This window comes from Peredibacter sp. HCB2-198 (assembly GCF_045999315.1).
Lineage (GTDB): Bacteria > Bdellovibrionota > Bacteriovoracia > Bacteriovoracales > Bacteriovoracaceae > Peredibacter.
The window spans coordinates 2,962,205-2,985,407 of sequence record NZ_CP174607.1; the positions used below are offsets into that span (position 1 = coordinate 2,962,205).

General features: G+C 43.2%; 23 protein-coding genes. 11 read left to right on the top strand and 12 right to left on the bottom strand.

Annotated elements, in window-relative coordinates; all coding sequences use genetic code 11:
* The first annotated feature begins 67 nt into the window (after positions 1–67).
* Positions 68–901: a LysR family transcriptional regulator gene (locus ACJVC5_RS15070; protein WP_408096359.1), complete on the top strand. Its 834-nt coding sequence runs from the start codon at positions 68–70 to the stop codon at positions 899–901.
* 14 nt (positions 902–915) lie between these two features.
* Here the strand turns inward: ACJVC5_RS15070 and ACJVC5_RS15075 are convergent, their stop codons facing one another.
* From ACJVC5_RS15075 to ACJVC5_RS15090, 4 genes are all read right to left on the bottom strand, one after another.
* Positions 916–1,686 carry a MetQ/NlpA family ABC transporter substrate-binding protein gene (locus ACJVC5_RS15075; RefSeq protein ID WP_408099246.1) on the bottom strand — a complete coding sequence of 257 codons (771 nt, stop codon included), beginning with the start codon at positions 1,684–1,686 and terminating at the stop codon, positions 916–918.
* A 21-nt stretch (positions 1,687–1,707) separates the two neighbouring features.
* On the bottom strand, positions 1,708–2,355 hold the full coding sequence (locus tag ACJVC5_RS15080) for a methionine ABC transporter permease (protein ID WP_408096360.1): 648 nt from the start codon (positions 2,353–2,355) through the stop codon (positions 1,708–1,710).
* A complete protein-coding gene (locus tag ACJVC5_RS15085) occupies positions 2,352–3,074 on the bottom strand; it encodes a methionine ABC transporter ATP-binding protein (RefSeq protein ID WP_408096361.1) in 723 nt (240 codons plus the stop codon). Before ACJVC5_RS15085 ends, ACJVC5_RS15080 begins: the two co-directional genes overlap by 4 nt.
* Before the next feature lie 292 nt (positions 3,075–3,366).
* Positions 3,367–3,831 carry a group I truncated hemoglobin gene (locus ACJVC5_RS15090; protein ID WP_408096362.1) on the bottom strand — a complete coding sequence of 155 codons (465 nt, stop codon included), beginning with the start codon at positions 3,829–3,831 and terminating at the stop codon, positions 3,367–3,369.
* Between the two features lie 102 nt (positions 3,832–3,933).
* Here ACJVC5_RS15090 and ACJVC5_RS15095 point away from each other — a divergent pair, with 102 nt between their 5' ends.
* The gene (locus tag ACJVC5_RS15095; RefSeq protein WP_408096363.1) at positions 3,934–4,344 is read left to right on the top strand and encodes a hypothetical protein; all 411 of its coding nucleotides are present in this window, start codon (positions 3,934–3,936) and stop codon (positions 4,342–4,344) included.
* 70 nt (positions 4,345–4,414) lie between these two features.
* A complete protein-coding gene (locus ACJVC5_RS15100) occupies positions 4,415–5,119 on the top strand; it encodes a LysE/ArgO family amino acid transporter (protein ID WP_408096364.1) in 705 nt (234 codons plus the stop codon).
* 6 nt (positions 5,120–5,125) lie between these two features.
* On the opposite strand, the gene ACJVC5_RS15105 is transcribed toward ACJVC5_RS15100, so the two are convergent.
* The 5 genes from ACJVC5_RS15105 to ACJVC5_RS15125 form a co-directional block, all read right to left on the bottom strand.
* On the bottom strand, positions 5,126–5,983 hold the full coding sequence (locus tag ACJVC5_RS15105) for a JmjC domain-containing protein (RefSeq protein WP_408096365.1): 858 nt from the start codon (positions 5,981–5,983) through the stop codon (positions 5,126–5,128).
* 21 nt (positions 5,984–6,004) lie between these two features.
* Positions 6,005–6,472 carry a DoxX family protein gene (locus ACJVC5_RS15110; RefSeq protein ID WP_408096366.1) on the bottom strand — a complete coding sequence of 156 codons (468 nt, stop codon included), beginning with the start codon at positions 6,470–6,472 and terminating at the stop codon, positions 6,005–6,007.
* Positions 6,473–6,594: 122 nt separating this feature from the next.
* Entirely contained in the window at positions 6,595–6,810 is a 216-nt protein-coding gene (locus tag ACJVC5_RS15115; protein WP_408096367.1) for a hypothetical protein, read from the bottom strand.
* Positions 6,811–6,971: 161 nt separating this feature from the next.
* Positions 6,972–7,814, bottom strand: coding sequence for an aspartoacylase (locus ACJVC5_RS15120; protein ID WP_408096368.1), 843 nt, complete (start codon positions 7,812–7,814; stop codon positions 6,972–6,974).
* Entirely contained in the window at positions 7,811–9,301 is a 1,491-nt protein-coding gene (locus ACJVC5_RS15125; protein ID WP_408096369.1) for a RimK family protein, read from the bottom strand. Before ACJVC5_RS15125 ends, ACJVC5_RS15120 begins: the two co-directional genes overlap by 4 nt.
* 57 nt (positions 9,302–9,358) lie before the next feature.
* On the opposite strand from ACJVC5_RS15125, the gene ACJVC5_RS15130 reads away from it, so the two are divergent.
* Complete coding sequence (locus ACJVC5_RS15130) at positions 9,359–10,492, top strand: GNAT family N-acetyltransferase/peptidase C39 family protein (RefSeq protein ID WP_408096370.1); 1,134 nt, start codon at positions 9,359–9,361, stop codon at positions 10,490–10,492.
* A 60-nt stretch (positions 10,493–10,552) separates the two neighbouring features.
* A complete protein-coding gene (locus tag ACJVC5_RS15135; protein WP_408096371.1) occupies positions 10,553–11,776 on the top strand; it encodes an FHA domain-containing protein in 1,224 nt (407 codons plus the stop codon).
* Here ACJVC5_RS15135 and ACJVC5_RS15140 read toward each other — a convergent pair.
* Positions 11,773–13,449, bottom strand: coding sequence for a c-type cytochrome (locus ACJVC5_RS15140; RefSeq protein ID WP_408096372.1), 1,677 nt, complete (start codon positions 13,447–13,449; stop codon positions 11,773–11,775). The two genes, ACJVC5_RS15135 and ACJVC5_RS15140, sit on opposite strands and share 4 nt — an antisense overlap.
* A gap of 262 nt (positions 13,450–13,711) precedes the next feature.
* Entirely contained in the window at positions 13,712–14,320 is a 609-nt protein-coding gene (locus ACJVC5_RS15145; protein WP_408096373.1) for a hypothetical protein, read from the bottom strand.
* A gap of 140 nt (positions 14,321–14,460) precedes the next feature.
* On the opposite strand from ACJVC5_RS15145, the gene ACJVC5_RS15150 reads away from it, so the two are divergent.
* The 3 genes from ACJVC5_RS15150 to ACJVC5_RS15160 are packed head-to-tail and all read left to right on the top strand — an operon-like array spanning position 14,461 to position 16,558.
* Positions 14,461–15,054, top strand: a complete 594-nt coding sequence (locus tag ACJVC5_RS15150; RefSeq protein ID WP_408096374.1) for a hypothetical protein — start codon at positions 14,461–14,463, stop codon at positions 15,052–15,054.
* 27 nt (positions 15,055–15,081) lie between these two features.
* Positions 15,082–15,900: a hypothetical protein gene (locus ACJVC5_RS15155; protein WP_408096375.1), complete on the top strand. Its 819-nt coding sequence runs from the start codon at positions 15,082–15,084 to the stop codon at positions 15,898–15,900.
* Entirely contained in the window at positions 15,878–16,558 is a 681-nt protein-coding gene (locus tag ACJVC5_RS15160) for an alpha/beta hydrolase (protein WP_408096376.1), read from the top strand. The genes ACJVC5_RS15155 and ACJVC5_RS15160 overlap by 23 nt, the downstream gene beginning before the upstream one ends.
* Here the strand turns inward: ACJVC5_RS15160 and ACJVC5_RS15165 are convergent.
* Positions 16,555–17,577 (bottom strand): hypothetical protein, encoded by a 1,023-nt coding sequence (locus tag ACJVC5_RS15165; RefSeq protein ID WP_408096377.1) that lies wholly within the window; start codon positions 17,575–17,577, stop codon positions 16,555–16,557. The genes ACJVC5_RS15160 and ACJVC5_RS15165 overlap by 4 nt on opposite strands.
* Before the next feature lie 167 nt (positions 17,578–17,744).
* Here ACJVC5_RS15165 and ACJVC5_RS15170 point away from each other — a divergent pair, with 167 nt between their 5' ends.
* Genes ACJVC5_RS15170 through lpdA form a run of 3 tightly spaced genes read left to right on the top strand, consistent with a single transcriptional unit; the run spans position 17,745 to position 23,164 of the window.
* Positions 17,745–20,492: a 2-oxoglutarate dehydrogenase E1 component gene (locus ACJVC5_RS15170; RefSeq protein WP_408096378.1), complete on the top strand. Its 2,748-nt coding sequence runs from the start codon at positions 17,745–17,747 to the stop codon at positions 20,490–20,492.
* A 19-nt stretch (positions 20,493–20,511) separates the two neighbouring features.
* Positions 20,512–21,744, top strand: coding sequence for a 2-oxoglutarate dehydrogenase complex dihydrolipoyllysine-residue succinyltransferase (gene odhB / locus ACJVC5_RS15175; protein WP_408096379.1), 1,233 nt, complete (start codon positions 20,512–20,514; stop codon positions 21,742–21,744).
* 16 nt (positions 21,745–21,760) lie between these two features.
* A complete protein-coding gene (gene lpdA, locus ACJVC5_RS15180; RefSeq protein WP_408096380.1) occupies positions 21,761–23,164 on the top strand; it encodes a dihydrolipoyl dehydrogenase in 1,404 nt (467 codons plus the stop codon).
* Positions 23,165–23,203 lie beyond the last annotated feature (39 nt).

Genomic DNA, 23,203 nt, shown 5'->3' on the forward strand with positions numbered 1-23,203 from the left:
AGTACAAATAATTCACCCATTTATGAAATTAATTGATTTAATGAAGTCATTAGAATAATTTATGGGTATGAAACTATCCAATTTGGGCCTCATGGCCTTCCATCAATGTGCTGTTAGTCTGAATGTCACCGTTGCCGCTGGGAAGCTGGGAATTACTCAATCTGCTTTGTCGCAGCGACTTGCTGCACTGGAGAGTGAATTAGAGGTGACTCTTTTCATCAGAGACCCCAAGGGGCTGATCCTTACCCAAGAAGGCGCGCGACTTCTGAGATTCACTCAGTCCTCTGAAGGACTTGAGAATGAGCTTCTGGATGAAATCAGGGGTGGTAAAGAACTTGGAGGAGGTGTTCGTATCGCCGGTTTTTCATCGGTGCTGCGATCAATGATCATTCCATCTCTTAGTCCATTTTTAAGAAAACACACGAAGGTCCATGCGGATTTTCAGTCTTATGAAATGCAAGAACTCCCTAAAGTTCTTCTAACAGGGCGAGCGGATTTTATTATCTTAGACTATGAGATGAATAAAAAAGGCGTTCTTCAAGAGAACCTTGGTTTTGAAGAGTATGTGGTGATTGAAAGTTCTAAGTATAAGTCTCCGGAAGATGTGTTCCTGGATCATGGCCCGGAAGACAATGCCACAGAGTCATTCTTTCATTTTCAAAAGAAGTCTCTCCCTTACCGTCGTTCATTTATGGGAGACGTCTATGGGATTATTGAAGGAGTAGAAGAGGGACTAGGGAGAGCGGTGATGAGTCGACATTTAGTGGAGGACAATAAAAAGGTGAAGATTCTTAAAGGATATAAACCTTATAAAAGACCAGTGACCCTTCACTATTATGAGAGAGCTTTTTATCCGAAACTTTTTCAAGAAATTGTGAAAAATTTAAAAGGGCCGGAATAACCGGCCCCTTCTCATTACCATCCACGTGGTAATTTATATCCCTTAAATCTATTCTTAGCGTATTTTTTGAAACCTTCTGAGTTCAAAGCTTTTTGAACTTCTTGAATATGGGTCGTTTTAACATCGGCCGTTTTCGCTACCGCCCAATTTACATAAGCATCACTCTTTTCTTGGAAGAGAGCGTCTGTCAGTTTTAATCCTGAAAGTGTCGCGTAGTTGCCATTGATGATGGCAAAGTCCACATCTTCGCGAGAACGAGGAAGTTGGGCCGCTTCAAGCTGCACAATCTTGATCCCTTTCAAATTCTTCGCGATGTCACCAGGAGTAACTCTTAGAAGATCTGCTTTCGCAGGAAGTTCAATCCATTTAAGATCCGCTAGAATCACCAGTCCGCGAGCAAGGTTACTTGGATCATTTGGAACTGAAACGGTCGTTCCTGCTTTTACTTGGGTGAGTGTTTTTGATTTTCCGGCGTAAAGACCAAGAGGGGCCGTTGGCACCTGAGAAAGGGCCGTGAGTTTAAGTCCCTTTTCTTCGGCAAATTGATCAAGGTAAGGTTTATGTTGGAAAATATTCACATCCAAGGCACCTTGAGCAAGCGCGATATTGGGTGTTACGTAATCTGAAAACTCCACCAGACGAACTTTATAGCCCTTCTTTTCAAGTTCAGGGCGAAGACCGTCTTTCACAAGTTCTGCGAAATCCCCCGGGGTGGTTCCGATTACGATCTCTTTTGAAGAAGGATTGTAAGCAAATGCATTTAATGAAACTAAGAGTAATGCCATAAACGTTTTCATCTAGAACTCCTAACGACGATTAAAGTGAGAGGCAAGTCGGCCCCCCAAAAGTTGAATGATTTGAACAAGTACAATAAGAACAACAATGGTGATGATCATGACGTCTGTTTGAAAACGGTAATAACCATACCGAATGGCAAGATCTCCGATCCCACCGCCACCTACAATTCCGGCCGCAGCTGAATATGAAAGAAAGCTCACGGTAAGTGTAGTGAATCCCAAAATAAGGGAAGATCTTGCTTCAACGAACAACACACTGAAGATAATTCTTGGAAGACTTGCTCCCATTGCTTCTGCGGCCTCAATAACTCCCTTAGGAACATCGTTTAAGGCAAGCTCTACAATTCGGGCAAAGTAAGCAATCGCCGCAATAGAAAGAGGCACAGAGGCCGCAATGGGCCCGATAGTTGTTCCCGTAATGATTCGTGTAAAGGGTCCCACTGAAATCAGGAGAATCACAAAAGGGAAGGACCTTACGATATTAACAACCGTCCCCACTAAAAGAGAAAGGAAACGATTTTCTCTAAGACCTCCCTTCCTCCATAGGAAAAGATAGGTTCCGATAATGCTTCCAAAAACGAGTGCCACAATAAGGCCAATGGAAAGCATGGTCAGGGTTTCTTGAAGAGCTTGAAGGAGTTCAGGCAGTAAGTTCATGCGATCTCCAGAAATGTTTTACCAAAATCAGAAGTTGGTTGGATTTCATTATTCACGACATCAAGTTTTTCATGGACGAGCCCGTCCTTCATAAGAGCGACTCGGTGGCAGAGCCTTTTCACGATACTCATATCATGAGTGGCGATGATGATGGTGATCCCAAGTTCCTGATTAATTTTTTGAAGATAGTTGATGACTTCAATCTTTGTAATTGGATCAAGTGCACTGGTTGGTTCATCAGCAAGAAGGAGCTCCGGGTGATTGGCGATCCCGCGAGCAATCGCCACACGTTGCTTCTGTCCTCCGGAGAGTTGATTCGGAAACGAATTTGCCTTCTCGAAAAGTCCTACGATGGTTAAGCATTCTTTTACCCGTGCCTCGATGTCTTTCTTGTCCCATCCCGCGAGTTTTAACGGAAAGGCCACATTATCGGCCACGGTCTTGTTAGTCAGAAGATTGAAGTGTTGAAAGATCATGCCGATTTTCTGACGACTCTTTCTGAGATCACTTTCAGTTTTTTGCATGAGATCTTCATTGTTCAATAGAACCTTTCCCGTCGTTGGGCGCTCTAAGAGATTGATGGTTCTAAGTGCCGTGGATTTTCCAGCGCCTGAGAGACCAATAAGTCCAAAGATCTCTCCTTGATTGATGGTGAGATCAATTCCTTTCAAGACCTCTGTCCCGTGAAAGGACTTGGTAATGGATGATAAATGAAGCATAAGTCGAACTCCTAAGCAGGAATCAACCGGATCAAGTGCGAATGTAGGTGGCAGTTTAAAGAAGAAAGAGAAGAATCTCTTTCGCGCTTTAGCTGTTTTTCGCCCGCAAGCTGCACTCAAATCGGCGTTATATTTATTCTTTCTTTACTGCGTGCTAATTCGTCATGAATCCGAGTGGATTCCAAGGTTTAATTTAAATTAGCAACAACAACAGCAAAGTTTGTTCATATGGTGCGCATACTAACAGCGGTGATTCTGTGTGTCTATAGGGAAAAAATTCAGGGGAGTGAATCTACTTAATTTTACTCGAACGAATCCAACTGTTCTTTTTTGACAGCCACCATCCAAATAATTTCCGAATAATTCGATAAATAGGACGCATGATTTGATCAATGAGACTCGTCTTACGAGTTATGATCTGTGTTGCATGAGATGCTACAAAACTCATGATGAAATCTGTGTCGGCCTGACTGACACCTTTGTCTAGGAAGACTTGGCGAAACGCTTTAGCAATTTCCATAAATTGGAACTTCGTAATGCCCATGTGAGCGTGAACTTCTTTCATCGTTCCCCCGTGATAAATATCAGGTCCACCAATGGCGCGGATTAAGTAATCGGTTTGTTGGCGGGAGAGCCATTCAAGGTCTACACTGATGAAATGATAGGCAATTTCTGGATGATCAAACATATCCAGGTAAAGCCCATAGATGCATTGATGAAAGAAATCGTAGCCGCCGTACTTCTCATAGATAGTCATACAATGATTATGACATGAAGCTTCTGGGGTTCAAGCCCTGATTTACTTCCCAGAGGGTTTATGAAATAAAAATTGTCCACATTTCTTTACCTGAGGGGAAATATGAAAATTTTAGTTTTGGTCGCTTCTTTATTAATGATGAGCTCTGCGTTTGCTACGGAGCTAAAGTTTAAGTGCGAAATGAAAGACATTCATTACATGAATGAATTCTCACTTGATGCAAAAGTGATTTCACTGGAAGGTGATACTTTTGAAAACATTGAATTTGATTTCACGCTTAAGAAAGCTGGTTTTAATACAGAGTCTGAGCGTTTGGTGGTTAATCGCGATGGAGAAATTAAACAATTTGAGGCCGGAACATTTGGCCAGAAGAGAAGCGTTGGTCTGATCTCTGCTGTCAAAGGCGCGGAAGTAGAATTGGTGAGTCTCTTCATTGATTTCGCTGGTCCGTTCCATTCTCAAATCCGTTTCTTAAACGGGATGACTTATTACGGGTCTTGTTATTCTCTTTAATCTTTACATGAAATAAAGGTGCCTCCATTAGAAGACTTCCTTATCATTCGTCCCTACCAGGGGGCGAAGAATGGGAAGTCTTTTCTTGGAAGGATTGGTTTTGCAAGCAAGTTTGATCTTTGCTTTAGGAGCTCAAAACCTATTTGTTCTTGAAGCAGGTCTTCAACGTCGCCATCATCTTACGGTTTCCTTCGTTTGCTTCCTCTGTGATTTTGTTTTGATCATGTTGGGTGTCGCCGGTGCGGCCACACTTTTCGCAAAATTTCCTGAATTTAAAATTGGAGTGGGAATTCTTGGAGTATCGTTTCTATTTACCTATGGCATAAGTAAGATTTTTGCCAGGCCCGAGACAACTCCTGAGCCATCTTCAAAAATTATCGAAACATCACTTAAGCGCAGTGTTCTTCTCGCGGCGACTTTTAGCATTCTGAATCCTCATGCTTATTTGGATGCTTTCATTTTAATTGGTGGGTTCTCAACGAAGTATGATTCACTTTCAGATCGTTTAACTTTGGGCGCAGGGGCCGCCTTCTATTCAGGACTTTGGTTTGTGCTACTTTCGAGTTTTTCTTCGAAAATGAAGCCGTTCTTGAATCAACCCGTGCGAATGCAACAGGTGATGGCGATTGCTGGCCTTGCTTTGGTTTTCCTGTCCGGAAAACTTGGCCTGGATGTCGTGAATTGGATCAAGCTCGAATTTCATCATGAGCTTGCAATTAACATCATTGAATATCCAATGCCACCGGGGAATATGTTTACTTCGATTCTTTTCTAAAGCTTCTTATTGATGAAGTCTCTTCTTCCACAAGAGATAGCTTTCCAAAAACTCTTTTGAACTCATTTCTTCCGCGAGATTTTTACCGAGTTTTCCCATGGCGTCCTGGTAAAAACTGATCTCCTCATCAAAATCCTTAAAGGTCATATGAATCGGCATGCGAGTGCGCCAAAACGTTTTCTGGGCCAAGTAGTTTGGAAGATACTGAACCATATCAATGGCCGATGAAGGCATAATCCCTATTGAAATATGCATCGACTCTTTTTGAGTCTTCGCCACATGCCACCAACCAGACGGGATATACAACCAGTCACCTTCATCTAGTGTCACATTAATTTCTATCGGGGTCTTTTCATTCTCATAGCCCAGATCTCTAGGGATTGAACTCACTAATGGATTAGGATGAACTGTGTTCGGGCGAATGGTATAGGCCTTGCTCCCTTGCACCTGAATAATAAAAACTTCTTCCACATCATAGTGCCAACCAAAGGCATTGTGACCTTCGGGAGTGCAGTAAAGCTGAATGTCCACATCAGAGTGAAATGAGCGAGCAAAGTCTTGTGCGATAGCGTTGAACATCGGCGAAGATTTTTCTGCGTATCGAACTAAAAGAGTGTGTCCTTTTTGGTGATGTTCACGGGCCTCTTTAGAACCAATATCCACGTAGTCTTTAATGACCTTTCCGTCTTGAACGATCCTTAATACTGATTTCTTTGTGTCGATAATATCTTCGACCACTTTCCAGTTTAGAATTTCTTTGAATTCCGTGGCCCCATGGGTTTTTGAAAAGGGCAAACGGGTAAAGTGTTTGGGAATAAAATTAAGATTTGGGTCTTCACCCAAAAGTTTTTTAAGGATGTTCATGACCTCACTATAGCTCGGAAATCAGTCTAAGGCACCTTTTCCTTTAGTGATGGCGATACTACCTGATCCCAAGAACATGATCGCCACCGCGCCTAAGAAATAAAGAGCATTGAGCTCGATCATCCAGCCGCCTGAAGGGGAAATGTTATTCAATTCCGCCGCGTGAACCAGAAGAATCGCCACTAACATATCAAAGGCGATCAGGAAGCCGGCGACTCTCACTTTGTAACCTAAGATGAGCATGATTGGGGCAATGACTTCGCCTAAAAAAACTCCCCATGAGAATAGAGCGGGCATACCGACGCTACTTAGGGCCTCACCAATTTGTTCAGTTCCGTAAAAAACCTTATGCAATCCATGGAAGAGCATAAGTCCCCCAATGGCCACCCGAAGAACTAGTCGGCCAACATCGTCCTTTTGAAAACGAATGACATCAGTAATGTCATAGTCGGAACGATCATGTGTATTTATATCGTTGGTTTTTTCCATAAAACCTCCTCGATACAAAAAATTTTAGCGCTATGAGAGAGAAGAGAAATTTAAGAAGTGGTATAGGCAGAAATAAAAAGGCCCACCAAAGGTGGGCCAATTTAATTTGATTTTAATTCAAATTACTGAGCAGCAGGAGCGTCAGCTGGAGCAGCTTCAGCAGGAGCAGCTTCTGGAGCTGGAGCAGCTTCAGCAGGAGCAGCTTCTGGAGCTGGTGCAGCTTCAGCTGGAGCAGTTTGCTCAACAGTTGTGCCTTCTGCAGGAGCAGCTTCTTCTTTTTTGTTACAAGCAACAGCTAGAACAACTAGAGCAGCAGCGATTACTAGATACTTAGACATAAAATTCTCCTTTTTTGATTCATCTTTTTTAACAATTAATCAGATGATCCTAATTCTTGATTGAATACCTATAAATTTAGCGAAACTCTTTTGTCTCCGCAAGAGCCTAGCTTTAATATTTTTAACAGCTTGATGCGGATAGCTTGTTGCGCACCAGGTCGTCAAAAATTCATCATCTTTCGGCGGCAAAGGGTAAAGGCCAGAAGTTGCGGATAGTAAGCGGCTTCATTGATAAAAATGGGGTAAAGCCTTTCCTTTGTTTCCAGGGAGACTTCTTTTCCATCGAATGTTTTGAAAGGTGTATAGCGTCCTTCAATGGGTTTAAAATCCTGTCCTTGGAAAGCTGGATGAATATAACCATCCAACTCGCTATTTTCATTCTGAGGATAAAAAATATCCTCTATCTCTTCATAAATTTCCAGGGGGCCGCCCGTCAATGTGGCCAGAGTCGAAATACCCCTTAAAACTTCCTTTAGGACTTGCACTGTTCCTTCGAGAACTTCTCCGCTAAGTACGCCATTTGCCACAGGTCCGACTTCGATCATCATGCCAAAATCAGACTGTGAGGCGAGATATTTTTTTGAAGGATCAGGTGAAACAATGACACGGCAATCGGGAAGTGATTTCGTCATTTCTCGAGCGACATGAAAGTTAGTTGGTTGATTGTGAGAGATAATCACCGTGTTTCCCATATTGGAAGTGGTGGTGTGAAGATCAATCACAAAGCAAGCTTCAGCGTCAATCAGCGCCTTTAATTCCTTAGCGCGACGATGCTCATAAGAATCAGGACGATCTTCGTGTAAAAACTGAAAGGCGCGATTTAAATCTTCGTCTTTAAAACGTTTATTGATTTTATGGGCCTCGGGGTTGGCCAGAATGAAGTGAAGATCGAGTTCCTTGAATTCTTGAGAGAGACTTTCAGCGTATTTTTTGACCGCATAGATTCCAGTCCATTCATTGCCGTGAGTTCCGCCAAAGATCAGGACTTTTTTCAATGCTTTCATTTTTTCTCCTCAATTCTCCTCACAAATTCATGAATCACATTATGGTAAAGATCCATTCCTGAAATGGCGTCTTCCACATCAGCATCAATATTTGGATTATCGTTAATTTCAATGACGTAGGCCTTGCCATTTTTCTCTTTAACGTCCACACCATATAAACTATCACCAACCAAACCGGAAAGTTTCAGAGCAGTATTGATAACGTGCTTCGGAACCTTGGAGATCGGGAAGGTCTCGGCCTCACCTACATGAACGCCTTTTTTTACTTTTTTGCTATGGTCATAAATCTGCCAATGGCCCTTGGTCATATAGTACTTACAAGCAAAGAGAGCGCGGTCATTCAAGACGCCGATCCGCCAGTCAAAATCTGTATAGAAGTATTCTTGAGCAAGCAGAAGTGCTGTCTTTTTAAAAAGATCATCGGTGACTTTGATAAGTTGCTCGGCACTTTCGACCTTGAAGACACCCTTTGAGAATGAACCATCCGGGATTTTAATGATCATCGGAAGTCCAATTTCATCCACGGCACTTTTTAATTGCTCGGGACTATTACTACTCAAGATGATGGTCTTAGGAGAGTTGATGTTGTTCGATTTTAAAAGATTGTGCATGTAGATCTTGTTGGTACAGCGAAGAATCGACATGGGATCATCTATGACCACGAGGCCATCAGATTCGGCCTTCTTGGCAAAACGATAGGTGTGATGATTGAGGGCCGTGGTTTCTCGAATAAAGAGGGCATCATATTCCGCGATCCGGGCGTAGTCTTTTTTCTCAACAAGTTCTACCAGAACATCGTTTTCTTTTCCGGCCTTAATAAAATTATTTAAGGCCCGCTTATCACTCGGTGGAAGGGCCTCTGCCGGATTATGCAGAATGGCCAGGTCGTAACGATATTTCTTTTTGGCCTTGGGCTTCCTCCAGATCTTCCCTGAATAGTGATCCAGTGCCGCCGCAAATTTATCTTCATCAGTGGTGGATAGAGCATTCAAACTTCCAGGACGGATCGAATGAATTTCCCATTTCTTGTTCCACTCAAAGTCAACGTGAAGAATCGGGGCAGGGAAGAGATCAAAGACTTGCCTTGCCACATCTTGCAATTGCTCTCGGTCAGTTCTTCCAAAGAAGATGGTGATGGAAAAGCCTTCCGAAGGATTTTGATTTTTAAAGGCCTTCTGAATGGCCATATCCAAATCTTCGGTTTGAAGATTGTACAGAAACGAACGCGAAAGATCGTTCACCGCTTTCACGGATGGAATCACTGAATGGCCACGGGCCTCGGCCAGAAGTGAACAGTAGTAACCATTACTGAGGTATTTATAATTTCGGCACAGGTTTATGATCTTGATTCGTTCTTTATTGCCATTGGATTCAAAGCGGCCTTCGTCCCAGTTAACGAGATAATCCTTAGGAGTCATTAACTGTTCCACAGGATAATAAGAGTTCCAGTCCTTCAGTTTTTCGACAATGACAATTATACGGGCCACGTGCCTTCCAAGTTTTGAAATATCTAGTACAATAGCAGAAGCAGAATGAAGGCCTCAATGAAAAATAAATTAAAATTCGAATCCCAATTGGTAAAAATACGTAAAGCAAAGGTAAGCGATATTCCGGCCCTTCTGGTTTTGGAAAATGCTTGCTTTAACTACGACCAACTTGGTCGAAGAAACTTTCACTGGATGATTAAAAAGGCCAATTCCATTTTTTTAGTCTTGGAATACAAGAGTGAATTAATTGGTTATGGTCTGGTATTAATTAACCGAGGTACAAGTCTCGCACGGCTTTATTCGATCTGTACTTTGAAAGAGTACCAAGGGCATGGTCTGGCCAGTAAGATCATTCAAGAATTAGAAAATAAGGCCGCCTCGGACCAAGACTGTGCCTACCTACGTCTAGAGGTCAAAGAAAATAATCATGGGGCCATCAAGCTTTATGAAAAACTTGGTTATCAAAAGTTCACTGAAAAAGAAGACTACTACGATGACGGGCAGACTGCTTTGTGTTTTGAAAAACGCATTCGTGTTCTGAAGAAGCGTCCGGGCCTGGATGTTCCTTATCATCAACAAGGAACTGATTTTACCTGTGGCCCCTCATGCCTCCTGATGGCGATGAAGGCCTTTAATCCTAAGTTTGAAATGTCCCTTTCAAATGAACTTCAGATTTGGCGAGAGGCCACCACTATTTTTATGACTTCAGGTCACGGTGGCTGCGGACCCCATGGGCTTGCCTTGTCTGCTTGGCGCCGAGGATACAAGGCAGAAATGTACTTATCTCATAGCAATGTTCTCTTTTTGGATTCAGTCAGAAGCCAGGAGAAGAAAAAAGTTATTGAGCTGGTTCATAAAGACTTTGAGAAAAGAATTGCTGAAACGAATGTGAAGGTCCATCGCAAGCGCCTTACCTTAAGCGATCTTAAGGACATCCTGAAGGGCGGAGGAATTCCGTTAGTACTGATCACCACTTATCATTTCGATAACAACCGTGCTCCTCATTGGGTGGTTGTGACTGCTTATGATGATCACTTCGTTTATATACACGACCCTGATCAGCATTCCCATGAGAATCATATTGGGGTCATAAGCCGCATTCATATTCCCATTCAGGAAGATCAATTCCTCAAGATTTCCCGCTGGGGGAAGGATCGAATGGCGGCAACAGTGGTGGTTTATCCAGAGTAGTTTACTACAAATTGTTTTGACTGTTGTATCGTTCTTAACAGTTGGTGTATCCTATTGTAAATGCGAATTGAAGTCACTGTAGGTTCTAACGAGCCAACCATCTATCCACTGTCATTGCCAAAAATTACCGTCGGTTCTTCCGATGGCTGTGAAATTGTGATTAATGGCAATGGCATCAGTCGTAAGCACATCACGATCGTTACCGAGAACGATAGTTACTTCATCGTTGATCAAGGAAGCACCAACGGCAGCTTCATCAATGAAGAGAGATTGGTTCCTGGAAAGAAAACTGAGTTTACTTCATTCTTTCCCGTACGTTTAGGTGATGACGTGGTGATTAGTCTTTTGAGCGATGAAGAGAAGCTGGATAAAGTTCTTGTTCCACTTCGTGAAAAGTCCTCTGAAGGTTCGCGCCCTGATATCTCTCGCTCTGACATGACATCGACGGCGATTAGTCGCAAGATGCTCCGTCAGGATAAAACAGGGACCCACACTAATATCAAAATACCAAAGAGCATCTCTAAAACCAAAAGTGAGACTTTGGGTATTGTTGCGAAAGCAAAACAAATAAATGTCATTCCTATTGCTGCATTCGGCATCCTGGCCTTTGCTGTTTACTGGAACCTTTTTGTGATTGAAAAAGCACCTTCAGAAATCACAGAAGCTCCTATTGAAGAATATAAAATTGCCAAAAGTCTTCCAACTGAACCGGCGGTTTCTCATCATGTTCCAAAGGACGAGCTACTTCCAAAAGAAGGATTCACGAAATATCAGTCGGATATTAAGTGTGTTTCTGATGTTGAACTTTATTTTTGTAATCTGATTCCTGGATTAAAAGTTGCGCCTTATGGGGCGGTTCAGTCTAAACTGAATGTTTACCTGATGCTTGATGGTTCTCCGTATTTTGAAGAGGCCAAAAGAGTCACAGATCCCTATGCTCCAATTACGCCACCAAATGGCCCGGGTGGACAACCGGCGGGAAGTTCTGTTCAAGTGAACAGTCATGAAAAAGAACAATTTTCTGAGGCCCAATATAATATGGGGATTTATCTCTTCCTGATGAAGTACTTGCCTCAGTTAGATGAAGTAAAAACCCAAGATTTGAATATTCTTGTGGCCTTCTATTCGAAGAGTTCTCCTCATCATCCTATCAAGGTCATTGCCTTTACTGGCAAAGGGTTTAATAAAGTAAAACCAATGTTGAAGGAAGATCAGTTAATTCAGATCCGAGGCGGTGGGGACTCTGCAATGGCCCCTTTGAAAGAGGCCATCGAGATTTACTAAAGCGTTTTTAAGAATTCTACTAACTCTCGTTTTTCTGACTGAGAATAAATCTCCTGTCCGTCTTTCAAGAAGATCTTTTCATCGTGTCCTAAATTCGAAAGTCCTTCTTTCCTTGAATCGTAGAGGAAGTCAGGATCTTTTTTCCATTCTGCCGGTGCTTTAGCGCCCAGTGGATATCCTACACAGTCCTGATCAAAATCACGGGTCTTACTTTTCGCCGGTCCGGCCACATACGTTTTTGGACGTTCTGAACCGCGAGTAAGAACGGCGCAGAGGTTAGGAGCTGAGTTATTGTGGAAGTATGGCCAGCGGGCCCAGATTCCATCCAGGGGAGGTGGTACATAACCTTTCTGAGGTTCGACAACTGTTCCGATGGTTTTAGAAATTGCGAGGCGATTAAGATCGGCCGCGAAAGCATTCATGCCAAGATAGCGACCAGGATCAGTCCCCACGTCTCTTACCGGCGTTTTCTTGTGGTAAGTGACCTTCACGTTCTGAATGAGTTCGGTTTTTGAGAGGGCCTTCGCACCTGGAAGGTCCCAGCCTTTTTCATAAGTCCCGTGACAACGCTGACAAGACTGCACATAGTGCTTTTGTCCTCTTTGGGCCATGGCAATATCAATCGCGTTTTCTCCGAAGAACTTTTCATAGCGTGGAGGTTTTGTGGCAAACACTGCGGCCGTAAGGGCCTCGATGGTTTTAGTGTTGCTCTTTAACCAAACTTCTAACTCGTGAAGATCAGTTCCACGACCGATTTCATTCCACAGAAAATTTGTGTGAACAGGGTTACCGGCAACAATGGAACCGTCTGAAAGCCAGCGGTTTTTATATTTTACGTTCCACCAAACTGCGGGCTTACTATCGGCCGCTTTTTTCTCAAGAGCATTTGGACGCGGGTGACGAAGGGAGCGCTCAGTTCTTGAAGCGTAAGCATCTTGTTCACGTTTTGAAAGTGAAAGGGCCACCTGGGCCAGAGAGGTATCAAGTCCAACTGAAATTGGTTCACGAACTCCCACATATTTTAGGTTGTGCTTGGCCTTGACTAGAATTTGTCTCTCACCTTCTGTGGCATGCAGAAGATCGCGGAAGACAAAAGTATTAACATAGGGAGCGAGCATGGCCCCACGACGAAAAAATTCGTTGGCACGTGGGAAACGGTTCGTAAGACCTAAAACTTTTACACCGAAAAGATCTGATGTGTGACAAGCGGCACATCCAAAAGTGAGGGCCACTCCATCAGGTGTTTCCATGAGAGTTGCACCCATGGGAAGTTCTTTTTCTCTTGCTGTAAGAACCGGAAAAGCGTTTGGGGTTTCTGCTTGAATCTCAGTAGGGAAATCATGGAGACCTAACCATTTATAAACCTCATCCATGCTCTTAAACGGAGACACGGTTTGTGTGAGTCTATAAAGAAGCTCTCGAACAGGATCATTTGGTTTTGATTCAAAAAAGTTTTTTAGGGGTTCATAAGGAATGCGAAGCTCACTCACTGTTACTGGATAAAAGAGAGCGTGCTTGCGTCCTTCCATAACAGTTTTAGAGAGCATTTCAGGGGAGAGCTGATAGATGTTTTCTCTAGGAGAAGTCACTTCAACATCTCTATTCCAATTGGCCTGAGCAAAAGTGATAATTGGAAAAATAAATAAGATTAGTTTAAATAGTTGTTTTTTCATTGAAATATTCTTCAAGGCCGTACAACAAAGGTCAACTTCTCTTTTCTAACATTCTGATTGGGATTGAGTGTTATAAAAAAACTATTTTGGTTGGTTGACGGGGATCAGGTTTTTAAGAATCATGATGGGCGAAATCATAAGCCATGATTTCACCTCCCAGATCTAATAAGGGCCATCGTCTTGACCGCGATGGCCTTTTTTATTTTATGGTCAGGAAGTGAGCGCAGCGAACGAGACGGCGCTTAGTTTCTACCGGCTTTACTTATTTCTGCTGTTGAATTTTAAGAAGTTCTGCCTCGATCTTATCTGCATTCAAAGGCAATTGAAGATAACCATTAGCACCAGAAGCTGTTTTAGCGTGAAGCTTTGCTTTCTCCGGAGAGATCGCGCGGGCCATGATAAGAGTTTTTGTATGAGGAAACTTTTGTTTGATCTGGGCCGTTAATTGATTTACTGCTTTTGCATTGGCATCGTAATTAAACACCACGATCTGAAACGTTTTCGAAGCAAGAAACTTATTTAATTCAGCAAGATCTTTTGCCAGATGATAATCAAATCCAGCAGGAAATTTATCTTTCGACTTTTGAAAAAAATCAGACTGAAAATCAAATAGAATAACTGGGAACGAAGGTCTGCCCTTCGCGACTGGTTTTACTGCAGGTTTAGCAGAAGGAACTGGAGTCTTAGTTTGCGTTTTTGGTTTTTGTGCGAGTACTTTTTGGGCATAGGTCTCGCTATCAACTTCACCAACGTTGAATTCTAGTTCACTAGCAATGTTAGCAAGATCTTCTTCTTGCTTAAGCTTCTGCTTCTTTAGAGCGTTGAGGTCCAACACAACCGTTGGTTTGTCGTCCTCTTCAACATTCGACATGGAGGCTCCCATAGAACTGTATTTCAATATCTTACACCTATTCGGCTATTTTATCCTTGAGATTTAATAAGAAAAACTTAAGTAGCTCAAGTAAGTGCTTCTATATCCGATAAGGTTAGTAAGGAAAAAGGTTTGTAACAATGGCTTTTGACGATCTAGAACTCGAATTCGAAGACGAAGAAGAGTCCAAAAAAAAGAAGTCAGATGCGGTCCACGAGGTAGTGGATGTGGAATTCCATACCTCTGAACTTCAAAAAAAGTCTCCTCAGGCAGTTCCTGCCAAGGGGACACAGACTAATCCGAGTATTTCTAAGCAACAGCCTAGAATGGCAGAAGTTAAAAAACTAGATGAGGCCCGCCCCACCAGTTCGCCAGCTCCTGTTCAACGTCCAATGAAGGTCTCTCCTATGTCCCAGTCTCAACCTTCTATTCTCGGAACGAATGTTCAAGGAGCAAACGCTCTCAAGGAAGATCATGTTGTTGATTTAGAGTCATCGCAGGTCGTTCAACTCCGTGAGCAAGTTCGAAAAGTAGAATTTGAAGCAGAGGTTAAGGTCGCTGTCGCAGAATTTAAAGCGGACATTTTGGGCGAAATGCTGGGCGATATGAAACTTCTCGAGCATCAAATCGGGCAGTTGCTCGCTCGCATCAATGCCAAACACCCTGACGTCAAACAAGAAGCGCTGATGATTAAAAAGCTTCTTGCCGATTTCACCTCTAAAAAAAGAAAATAAGTTCATACCTTCTTCAAGGATGAGCTTATGCCATTTCTTTTAGTTCTTTTGTCTCTTGCAAGTTTTGCCTTCGCCGGATTTGATAAGGCCACAATTAAGAATTTGGATTTTGAGTATACGGCCCCCTATGGAAAAGGGACCGTAGAAAAAGTTTCTTTGGGTTTTTCTCTCGCACCAGAAGTTTATCCGATAGAGGTGAATCGGACTGAAAGCTCCTTTGAACTCATCACTCCGTTCCTGGATGTGTCCTGGAAAAATCCTTGGAAGTTTTTCCATGATCTCGAGATGCTCTCAACCAATAAACTTAATCTAAATGTCGGCGGGAAAAAGCACACTCTGACCATTCCTTATATTTCGATGAGACCTAAAGAGCGGGGAGAATATAAAGCGGAAAATGTGGAGGCCTCTTGTGAAGGTTCATTTGCAGGGAAGCTCGACATCCGTCTGTTTGAAGATTGTCGTGAGAAAATGGCCGTTCGTGCTAAGAAGGTAGATCTGCCAACTGACTTCATTCTTTACCGGATTCTTTATGATGCTCCATCAATTCCAAGAGAAATTGATGTCCCGGCATACGATCTGGAATTTACTTCTTCGAAGGGAAATTATTCACTTCTTTTTACCTTTAAATATATTTTCTTAGCGAGACTTCGAGCTTATGGACACTTTCAATACGAAAATAATTATAAGACTATCGCCATTCGTGTGGATCAGGTAAAATTCGGCTATCTTCCCGTGACAAGTTTTGTGATGAGAAGACTTAAAGAGATTAACAAGAATCCCAACGTGACGATTAATCCGCCCTGGATTCGAATCAATGTGAGAAATGATGAAGGCCAATCGAACTAATATTGCAGGAATTGAAACGTTAACTATCGAAGGTAATGATCCGAGTGTGGCCGTGATAATGCTTCACGGTTATGGCGCTAATATGCACGACCTATTTCCATTGTGGGAATATTGGCATGGAGAAAAATTTAATTGGTATTTCCCGAATGGAGTTTTGCCACTTCCGATGGGTTATTACGAGGGTCGCTCGTGGTTTTCTATTGATATGGAAAAACTAGAAAAGGCCATGCGCGAAGGAACTCATCGCGATATGAAAGGATCGGTCCCGCCAGAGTTAGTTACAACGCTTCAGATGCTGGAGCATTTTGTGAGTGAAATTTCGAAGAAACATAAAACGGTCATTCTCGGAGGATTCTCGCAAGGGGCGATGTGTACCTCGCATTTGGCGATGAAGGAGAGTCTGAAATTAGATGGGATTATCCTCCTGTCTGGGGCCCTTCTAGCGGAAGATAAATTTCCGAAAGCGGCACGTGCCCTTCCGTTTTATCAGTCCCATGGAACTCAAGATCCAGTTCTCTCCATTGATGGGGCAAGAGATTTAGAGAAGAAACTTCATGCGATGAATTTTTCAGGTAAATTACATGAATTCAGAGGGGGACACGAAATCCCGGCCTCTGTGATTCATGAAGTAAAAAGCTTTTTAAATCAGTTTGCTTAATGTCTTAGAAGTAATTGAACCGTATCTTCCGTGGAACGCCCAAAGCTTTCACGGATGATTTCAAAGTTCTGATTGAATCTTGCTCCTCGAACGCCATAGTTCGATCCGCAATAACCACCATAAATGTCTTTAATGTCCCATAGATCTTTCACGGGATCTAATCTTTCTGGGTCAGCATAAAGATAACGATAGTCTTTTGCAGACGTGAGGAACTCATAGGTGAGAGTCAGCATCAATGAGGCCGCGTAGGCCATATCTTTCGTGGCCCCTTCTTGCTCCAGCGACATGGCAAGGAACAGAGGAACATAGAAGTGATAAATGTTTCGATTTAGATGTTTTACGATCTCTGGAGGATAGAATAATTCACGATAATGTTCTTCCGAATTATCCAGAACCATGTTGATGGTGTCGATCACGTGACCTAGCCATTCCTTATTCTTCTGGAAACTTTCGTTCCCACGAGTTCCGGCCGTATCTAGATAGGCCAGATGAAGTTTCATGATCGAGGTGTCTTGAAATAAAGTGGCCATGACAAGTGCTGTCATATACGGCGTTTTATAATAGCTTTGAGTGATCGCCCAAATATTTGGTCTTTCAGCTCGATTGACCAAATAGGCATATAATCTTTGATTCAAATCATTTAAGTATTGGCCAGTTTTTGGACTGTTTAAAAGCACCAGAAGATTCGATTTAAAGGCAACAAAGACGAAGGAGCTTGGAGTCCAGCTTTCTTCGGCCCTCGGATGAGGTGAGCGAAGCTTATCATGAGAGAAAATGATGTCGTAATCTAATAGAGCGATCATTTTCTTCACGGCCGCTCGACAGGGGGCCTTTTCTCTCTCGATCATGTAACGGTCACAGCGTTTTCCGATGACTGAGGCGAGTGCTAGATTTCTGACACCTTGCTGTTCAGTGAGAAAACGGAGTAAACCATTTGAACGACGAAGTGCAGTATCGTAATTGGCAAAACTGTTGGCAGAAAAAACCAAGAACGTGAGTAAGAGAAATAAAAATTTCATGCGAGAAGGTTACTTACTGTATTCTATTGGTCAACTAAAATGAGCTCACATTTCGCGTTAAGTCACCAATTCTTAACAATTGAAATTTCTGGGTTTTAAGATTTTCACTCGAGGTTAGATGTCCTATAATATCCGCAAACATCAACCCACTTTTACGAGTTAAATCTATGACAGTTTCCCACGATTTCACTTACGTTTCATCTTCCGATAACGCTTTCATTGATGGTCTTTATACTGATTATAAAAAGAATCCTGATTCAGTGGATTCTTCATGGCGCCAGTTCTTCCGTGGTGTGGAATTTGGTCTAAGTCGTCCGGCCGAAGGACAAGAAGCTGGTGGCGCTGTTGTTGGAAATCTTTCAAAAGAATTTAAAGTTTATCGTTTGATCGACGCTTACCGTTCACGTGGCCACTTAGTTTCTACAACAAACCCAATTCGTGAGCGTATGAATCGTCATCCACGTCTTGAGCTTGAAGATCACGGACTAACGTCTGCAGATCTTGAAGAGACATTTGCCATCGGTGAAGTTCTAGGTCTTAAGAATGCAAAACTAAAAGACATCATTTCTCATCTTCGTAACATTTACTGCAGCACTATCGGTGTTGAGTATATGCACAGTAATGATTCTGATATTCGTGAGTGGTTTCAGCAAAAAATTGAAAACCAAGCTCAAGACAGGAACTTCGGCATTGATAAGAAGAAAAGAATTCTTACGAAGCTTAACGAGGCAGTTGCTTTCGAGAACTTCCTTCATACAAAATACGTGGGTCAAAAGCGTTTCTCCCTTGAAGGTGGAGAAAATACGATCCCGGCCCTTGATGCTATCATCAACAAGTCTGCAACTTACGGAGTTGAAGAAGTTGTGATTGGGATGGCCCACCGTGGTCGCTTGAACGTTCTGGCGAACATTATGGGTAAAACCTACGAATACATCTTCAATGAGTTTGAAGGCCAGGCGACTCCGGACCTTACAATGGGTGATGGAGACGTGAAGTACCACATGGGTTACGCTTCACAGGTAACGACGACTGGTGGCCAGAAAGTTTACTTAAAACTTATGCCGAACCCTTCTCACCTTGAAGCGGTTTCAGCAGTGGTTCTAGGTTACTCTCGTGCTCAAGGCGATACTCTTTATAAAGAAGATCCAAACAAGATTCTTCCCATTATCATCCACGGTGACGCTGCAGTTGCGGGCCAGGGTATCTGTTACGAAACGGTTCAGATGTCGGCCCTTAAAGGTTACAACGTTGGTGGTGCGGTTCACTTCGTGATTAATAACCAGGTTGGTTTCACGACTGATTTTGATGATGCTCGTTCATCAATCTACTCAACTTCAGTTGCTCGTGTTCTTGATACTCCGGTGATTCACGTAAACGGTGATGACGCTGAAGCTGTTATCTACGCGGTTGAGCTTGCTTCTGAATTCAGAGCGAAATTCCATAAAGATATTTTCGTGGATATGGTTTGTTACCGTAAGCACGGTCACAACGAGTCTGATGAACCTAGATTCACTCAGCCTAAGTTCTACGCCCTTATTTCTAAACATGCTAACCCTCGTGAAGTTTATAAAGATAAACTTATCGAAGGAAAACAAATCGAAGCGCAACTTGCTGTTCAAATGGAAGAGCAGTTTAAGAATCTTCTTCAAGAGCGTTTCAATATGGTGAAGCAGAAGCCGCTTCCATACCTTTATCAGAAGCCTGAGGAACAGTGGCAGGCCTTCCGTCGTTCTACGCCGAAAGACTTCGACTATTCTCCAAAAACGGCCATTACAAAAGACACGATGGAGAAAGTACTGAAGGGCCTCACAACTCTTCCGGCCAACTTTAAGCCAATTCAGAAGATTGATAAGCTTCTTGAAGAAAGATCTAAGCGCTTTGCAGAAGACCAACTTGACTGGGCACTTGCTGAGCACATGGCCTATGGCTCACTTCTTCTTGAGGGCATTAACGTTCGTATGTCTGGTCAGGACTGTATCCGTGGTACATTCTCTCACCGTCACGCGGGTGTGGTGGATGAGAACTCAAACACTCGTCACATCTTCCTTCAGAACTTTGCTGAGAAACAAGGTAAGTACAAAATCTATAACTCACTTCTTTCTGAGTACGCGGTACTTGGATTTGAGTATGGTTACTCTCTAGGCTCTCCACAGTCACTTGCGATTTGGGAAGCTCAGTTTGGTGACTTCGCTAACGGCGCTCAAACCATCATTGACCAGTTCATCTCTTCTGGAGAGTCGAAGTGGCAAAGACAATCTGGTGTTGTATTAATGCTTCCTCACGGTTACGAAGGTCAGGGCCCTGAGCACTCGAATGCTCGTCCTGAGCGTTTCCTACAGCTTGCTGCTGAGTGGAACATGGTTGTGGCCAACCTTACAACTCCGGCCAATATTTTCCATGCTCTTCGCCGTCAAGTGAAGTGGGACTTCCGTAAACCACTTGTGATCTTCACGCCGAAGTCGCTTCTTCGTCACCCAGATTGCATCTCTTCTAAGAAAGAGCTTATGGAAGGTGCCTTCCAGGAAATCATCGACGACGCTGACGTAAATGCTAAAGACGTTAAGCGTCTTATTATGTGTACTGGTAAGGTTTACTACGATCTAAAAGCAAAACAAGTTAAAGATAAGCGCAAAGACGTGGCGATTGTTCGTCTTGAGCAACTTTACCCGATGCCAGAAGAGCAAAGCTGGAAGCTTCTTGAAAAATATAAGAACGCTGAGAAAGTATGGGTACAGGAAGAACCTAAGAACATGGGTGCTTTCACATTCCTGCGTCGCTATGTTCAGTTTGATGATTTCAAGCTGATTGCTCGTAAGTCTTCAGCAAGTCCAGCGACTGGATACGCAAGTGTTCACGCTCAAGAGCAGGCGAAGATTGTGAATGGTGCTTTCGCGGATAAAATTGAATCAGTTTAAGCTGTTAAAAGGATAAGTTATGGTTGATGTAAAAGTTCCAAGTGTTGGTGAATCCATTTCTGAAGTGACGATTGCGAGCTGGCTAAAAAAAGACGGCGACATCGTTAAATTAGATGAAGCTATTTGTTCAATTGAATCAGATAAAGCGACACTAGAAATCTCTGCTCCAAAAGCAGGTAAATTAAAAATCCTAGTTAAAGAAGGCGAGACAGTTGCTATCGGTACAAAAGTTGCTGAAGTAGACGAAACTGCAACTGCTGGTGCTTCAGCTCCGGCCGCTGCCGCTCCTGCTCCTGCACAAGAGGCACCGAAGGCCGCTGCTCCTCAAGCTTCTGCTCCCACTGGTGGCGATAAGAACTATCCGTCTCCGGCCGCTGCTAAAATTCTGGCAGAGAAGGGCGTAGATGCTTCTTCAGTATCTGGCTCTGGCAAAGATGGCCGAATCACAAAAGCTGACGCCATGGGTGCTCAGGCCGCGGCCCCTGCAGGTGCAACTGCTTCTGATTCATCTCTTAAAGCTCTTGCTCACGCCACGATCTCTTCATCATTCTCAAGAGAAACTCGTCGCGAGAAAATGTCTGGTCTTCGTAAGACCATCGCTTCTCGTCTGGTGGCCGCTAAGAACACAACCGCAATGCTCACAACTTTCAATGAAGTTGATATGAGTGCTGTAATGGAACTTAGAAAGAAATATAAAGATTCATTCAAAGATAAGCACGGTGTTGGTCTAGGCTTCATGAGCTTCTTCACAAAAGCCGCTTGTGCTGCTCTTAAACAATACCCGGCCGTTAACGGTATGATTGATGGAACTGAGATTGTGTACCACAACTATGCTGACGTTGGTGTGGCCGTTTCTACTCCAAGAGGTCTAGTGGTTCCGGTCATCCGTAACGCTGAATCTATGGGAATGGCGGCGATTGAATCTAAGATCATTGAGCTCGCGACTCGCGCTCGTGATGGTAAGATCACAATCGAAGAAATGCAGAACGGAACATTCACTATTACTAACGGTGGTATCTTCGGTTCAATGCTTTCAACTCCTATTATCAACGCTCCTCAGTCGGCGATTCTTGGTCTTCACAACATCGTTGAGCGTCCAGTTGCGGTTAACGGTCAAGTTGTGATCCGTCCAATCATGTACCTGGCCCTTTCTTACGATCACCGTATTATTGACGGTCGTGAATCAGTGTCGTTCCTTAAAGCAGTTAAGGAAATGATTGAAGACCCTGCTCGTCTGTTACTTGATATTTAATTTTTAGGAAATTTGTATGGAACAATTTGATGTAATCGTAATTGGCTCGGGTCCTGGTGGATATATTGCTGCCATTCGTGCGAGTCAGCTTGGCCTTAAAACGGCCATCATTGAAAAATATAAGACCCTGGGTGGAACATGTACCAACGTTGGTTGTATCCCATCTAAGGCGTGGCTCGATTCTTCAGAAAGATATCATGAACTGACTCATTCATTTGACGTTCACGGTATCACAGCATCTGGTGTGAAGCTTGATGTGGTGAAGATGGGTGACCGTGTGGCGAAAGTTGTTTCTGACAATACAAGCGGTCTGAACTTCCTTATGAAGAAAAACAAGATCACTGTTTTCCAAGGTCTTGGATCTTTTAAAGATAAAAATACCATCTCGATTAAGGGTGAGACTGAAACAAAAGAAATTCAGGGTAAAAATATCATTATTGCCACTGGTTCTAAGCCTTCATCTCTTCCAAATGTAAAAATTGATAAAGAAAGAATCATCACTTCGACTGAAGCTCTGAAACTCAAAGAAGTTCCAAAGCACATGATCGTGATTGGTGGTGGTGTTATCGGTCTAGAAATGGGATCCGTATTCAAGCGCCTAGGTGCAAAAGTATCTGTGGTTGAGTTCGCTGATTCAATCATCGCAACAATGGATGCTGATCTTGGAAAAGAGCTTAACAAAGTTCTTAAGAAAGAAGGAATGGAGTTCTATCTTGGCCACGGTGTAACTGATGTTATCCGTAAAGGAAATGAGCTCACAGTTAAGGCCAAGGCGAAAGCTGACGGCGCTGAAGTTGAACTTAAAGGTGACTACGTGCTGGTGGCCGTAGGTCGTCGTCCCTACACTGAAGGTCTTAACCTTGAGGCCGCGGGCCTTAAAGTTGACGAGCGCGGACGTGTAGCAGTGAATGATCACCTGCAAACAGCTGTACCTCATATCTACGCCATCGGTGACGTGATTAAAGGTGCGATGCTTGCTCATAAAGCTGAAGAAGAAGGCGTTTATGTGGCAGAACTTATCGTGGGCCAGAAGCCTCACGTAAATTACAACCTGATTCCAGGTGTTGTTTACACATGGCCTGAAGTTGCGGCCGTGGGTGCAACTGAGCAAGAGCTAAAACAAAGTGGTGCTCAATATAAAGTAGGGAAATTCCCATTCGTAGCTTCTGGACGTGCTAGAGCTTCAAATGAGAAAGATGGTTTCATCAAGGTTCTTGCTGACAAAAACACAGACGAGATCTTAGGTGTTCACATGATCGGTCCACGTGTTGCTGACCTTATTGCTGAAGCAGTGATTGCGATGGAGTTCCGTGCATCGGCCGAAGATATCGGTCGTTCATGCCACGCTCACCCGACTTATGCTGAGGCATTCAAGGACGCTTGTTTAGCGGCCTCTGAAAATCGCGCTCTGAATATGTAATTTCTCTTTCGGGCACCCACTAAAAGGTGCCCGAATTCA

Excerpts from the sequence above, each read along its gene's own strand:
- ACJVC5_RS15115 (WP_408096367.1), bottom strand. The coding sequence starts at position 6,810 with ATGTCTAAGTATCTAGTAATCGCTGCTGCTCTAGTTGTTCTAGCTGTT.
- ACJVC5_RS15075 (WP_408099246.1), bottom strand. The coding sequence starts at position 1,686 with ATGGCATTACTCTTAGTTTCATTAAATGCATTTGCTTACAATCCTTCT.
- ACJVC5_RS15165 (WP_408096377.1), bottom strand. The coding sequence starts at position 17,577 with ATGAAATTTTTATTTCTCTTACTCACGTTCTTGGTTTTTTCTGCCAAC.
- ACJVC5_RS15150 (WP_408096374.1), top strand. The coding sequence starts at position 14,461 with ATGGCTTTTGACGATCTAGAACTCGAATTCGAAGACGAAGAAGAGTCC.
- ACJVC5_RS15090 (WP_408096362.1), bottom strand. The coding sequence starts at position 3,831 with ATGACTATCTATGAGAAGTACGGCGGCTACGATTTCTTTCATCAATGC.
- ACJVC5_RS15140 (WP_408096372.1), bottom strand. The coding sequence starts at position 13,449 with ATGAAAAAACAACTATTTAAACTAATCTTATTTATTTTTCCAATTATC.
- ACJVC5_RS15155 (WP_408096375.1), top strand. The coding sequence starts at position 15,082 with ATGCCATTTCTTTTAGTTCTTTTGTCTCTTGCAAGTTTTGCCTTCGCC.
- ACJVC5_RS15080 (WP_408096360.1), bottom strand. The coding sequence starts at position 2,355 with ATGAACTTACTGCCTGAACTCCTTCAAGCTCTTCAAGAAACCCTGACC.
- lpdA (WP_408096380.1), top strand. The coding sequence starts at position 21,761 with ATGGAACAATTTGATGTAATCGTAATTGGCTCGGGTCCTGGTGGATAT.
- ACJVC5_RS15130 (WP_408096370.1), top strand. The coding sequence starts at position 9,359 with ATGAAAAATAAATTAAAATTCGAATCCCAATTGGTAAAAATACGTAAA.
- ACJVC5_RS15110 (WP_408096366.1), bottom strand. The coding sequence starts at position 6,472 with ATGGAAAAAACCAACGATATAAATACACATGATCGTTCCGACTATGAC.
- ACJVC5_RS15170 (WP_408096378.1), top strand. The coding sequence starts at position 17,745 with ATGACAGTTTCCCACGATTTCACTTACGTTTCATCTTCCGATAACGCT.
- ACJVC5_RS15095 (WP_408096363.1), top strand. The coding sequence starts at position 3,934 with ATGAAAATTTTAGTTTTGGTCGCTTCTTTATTAATGATGAGCTCTGCG.
- ACJVC5_RS15120 (WP_408096368.1), bottom strand. The coding sequence starts at position 7,814 with ATGAAAGCATTGAAAAAAGTCCTGATCTTTGGCGGAACTCACGGCAAT.
- odhB (WP_408096379.1), top strand. The coding sequence starts at position 20,512 with ATGGTTGATGTAAAAGTTCCAAGTGTTGGTGAATCCATTTCTGAAGTG.
- ACJVC5_RS15070 (WP_408096359.1), top strand. The coding sequence starts at position 68 with ATGAAACTATCCAATTTGGGCCTCATGGCCTTCCATCAATGTGCTGTT.
- ACJVC5_RS15100 (WP_408096364.1), top strand. The coding sequence starts at position 4,415 with ATGGGAAGTCTTTTCTTGGAAGGATTGGTTTTGCAAGCAAGTTTGATC.
- ACJVC5_RS15160 (WP_408096376.1), top strand. The coding sequence starts at position 15,878 with ATGATGAAGGCCAATCGAACTAATATTGCAGGAATTGAAACGTTAACT.
- ACJVC5_RS15085 (WP_408096361.1), bottom strand. The coding sequence starts at position 3,074 with ATGCTTCATTTATCATCCATTACCAAGTCCTTTCACGGGACAGAGGTC.
- ACJVC5_RS15135 (WP_408096371.1), top strand. The coding sequence starts at position 10,553 with ATGCGAATTGAAGTCACTGTAGGTTCTAACGAGCCAACCATCTATCCA.
- ACJVC5_RS15145 (WP_408096373.1), bottom strand. The coding sequence starts at position 14,320 with ATGTCGAATGTTGAAGAGGACGACAAACCAACGGTTGTGTTGGACCTC.
- ACJVC5_RS15105 (WP_408096365.1), bottom strand. The coding sequence starts at position 5,983 with ATGAACATCCTTAAAAAACTTTTGGGTGAAGACCCAAATCTTAATTTT.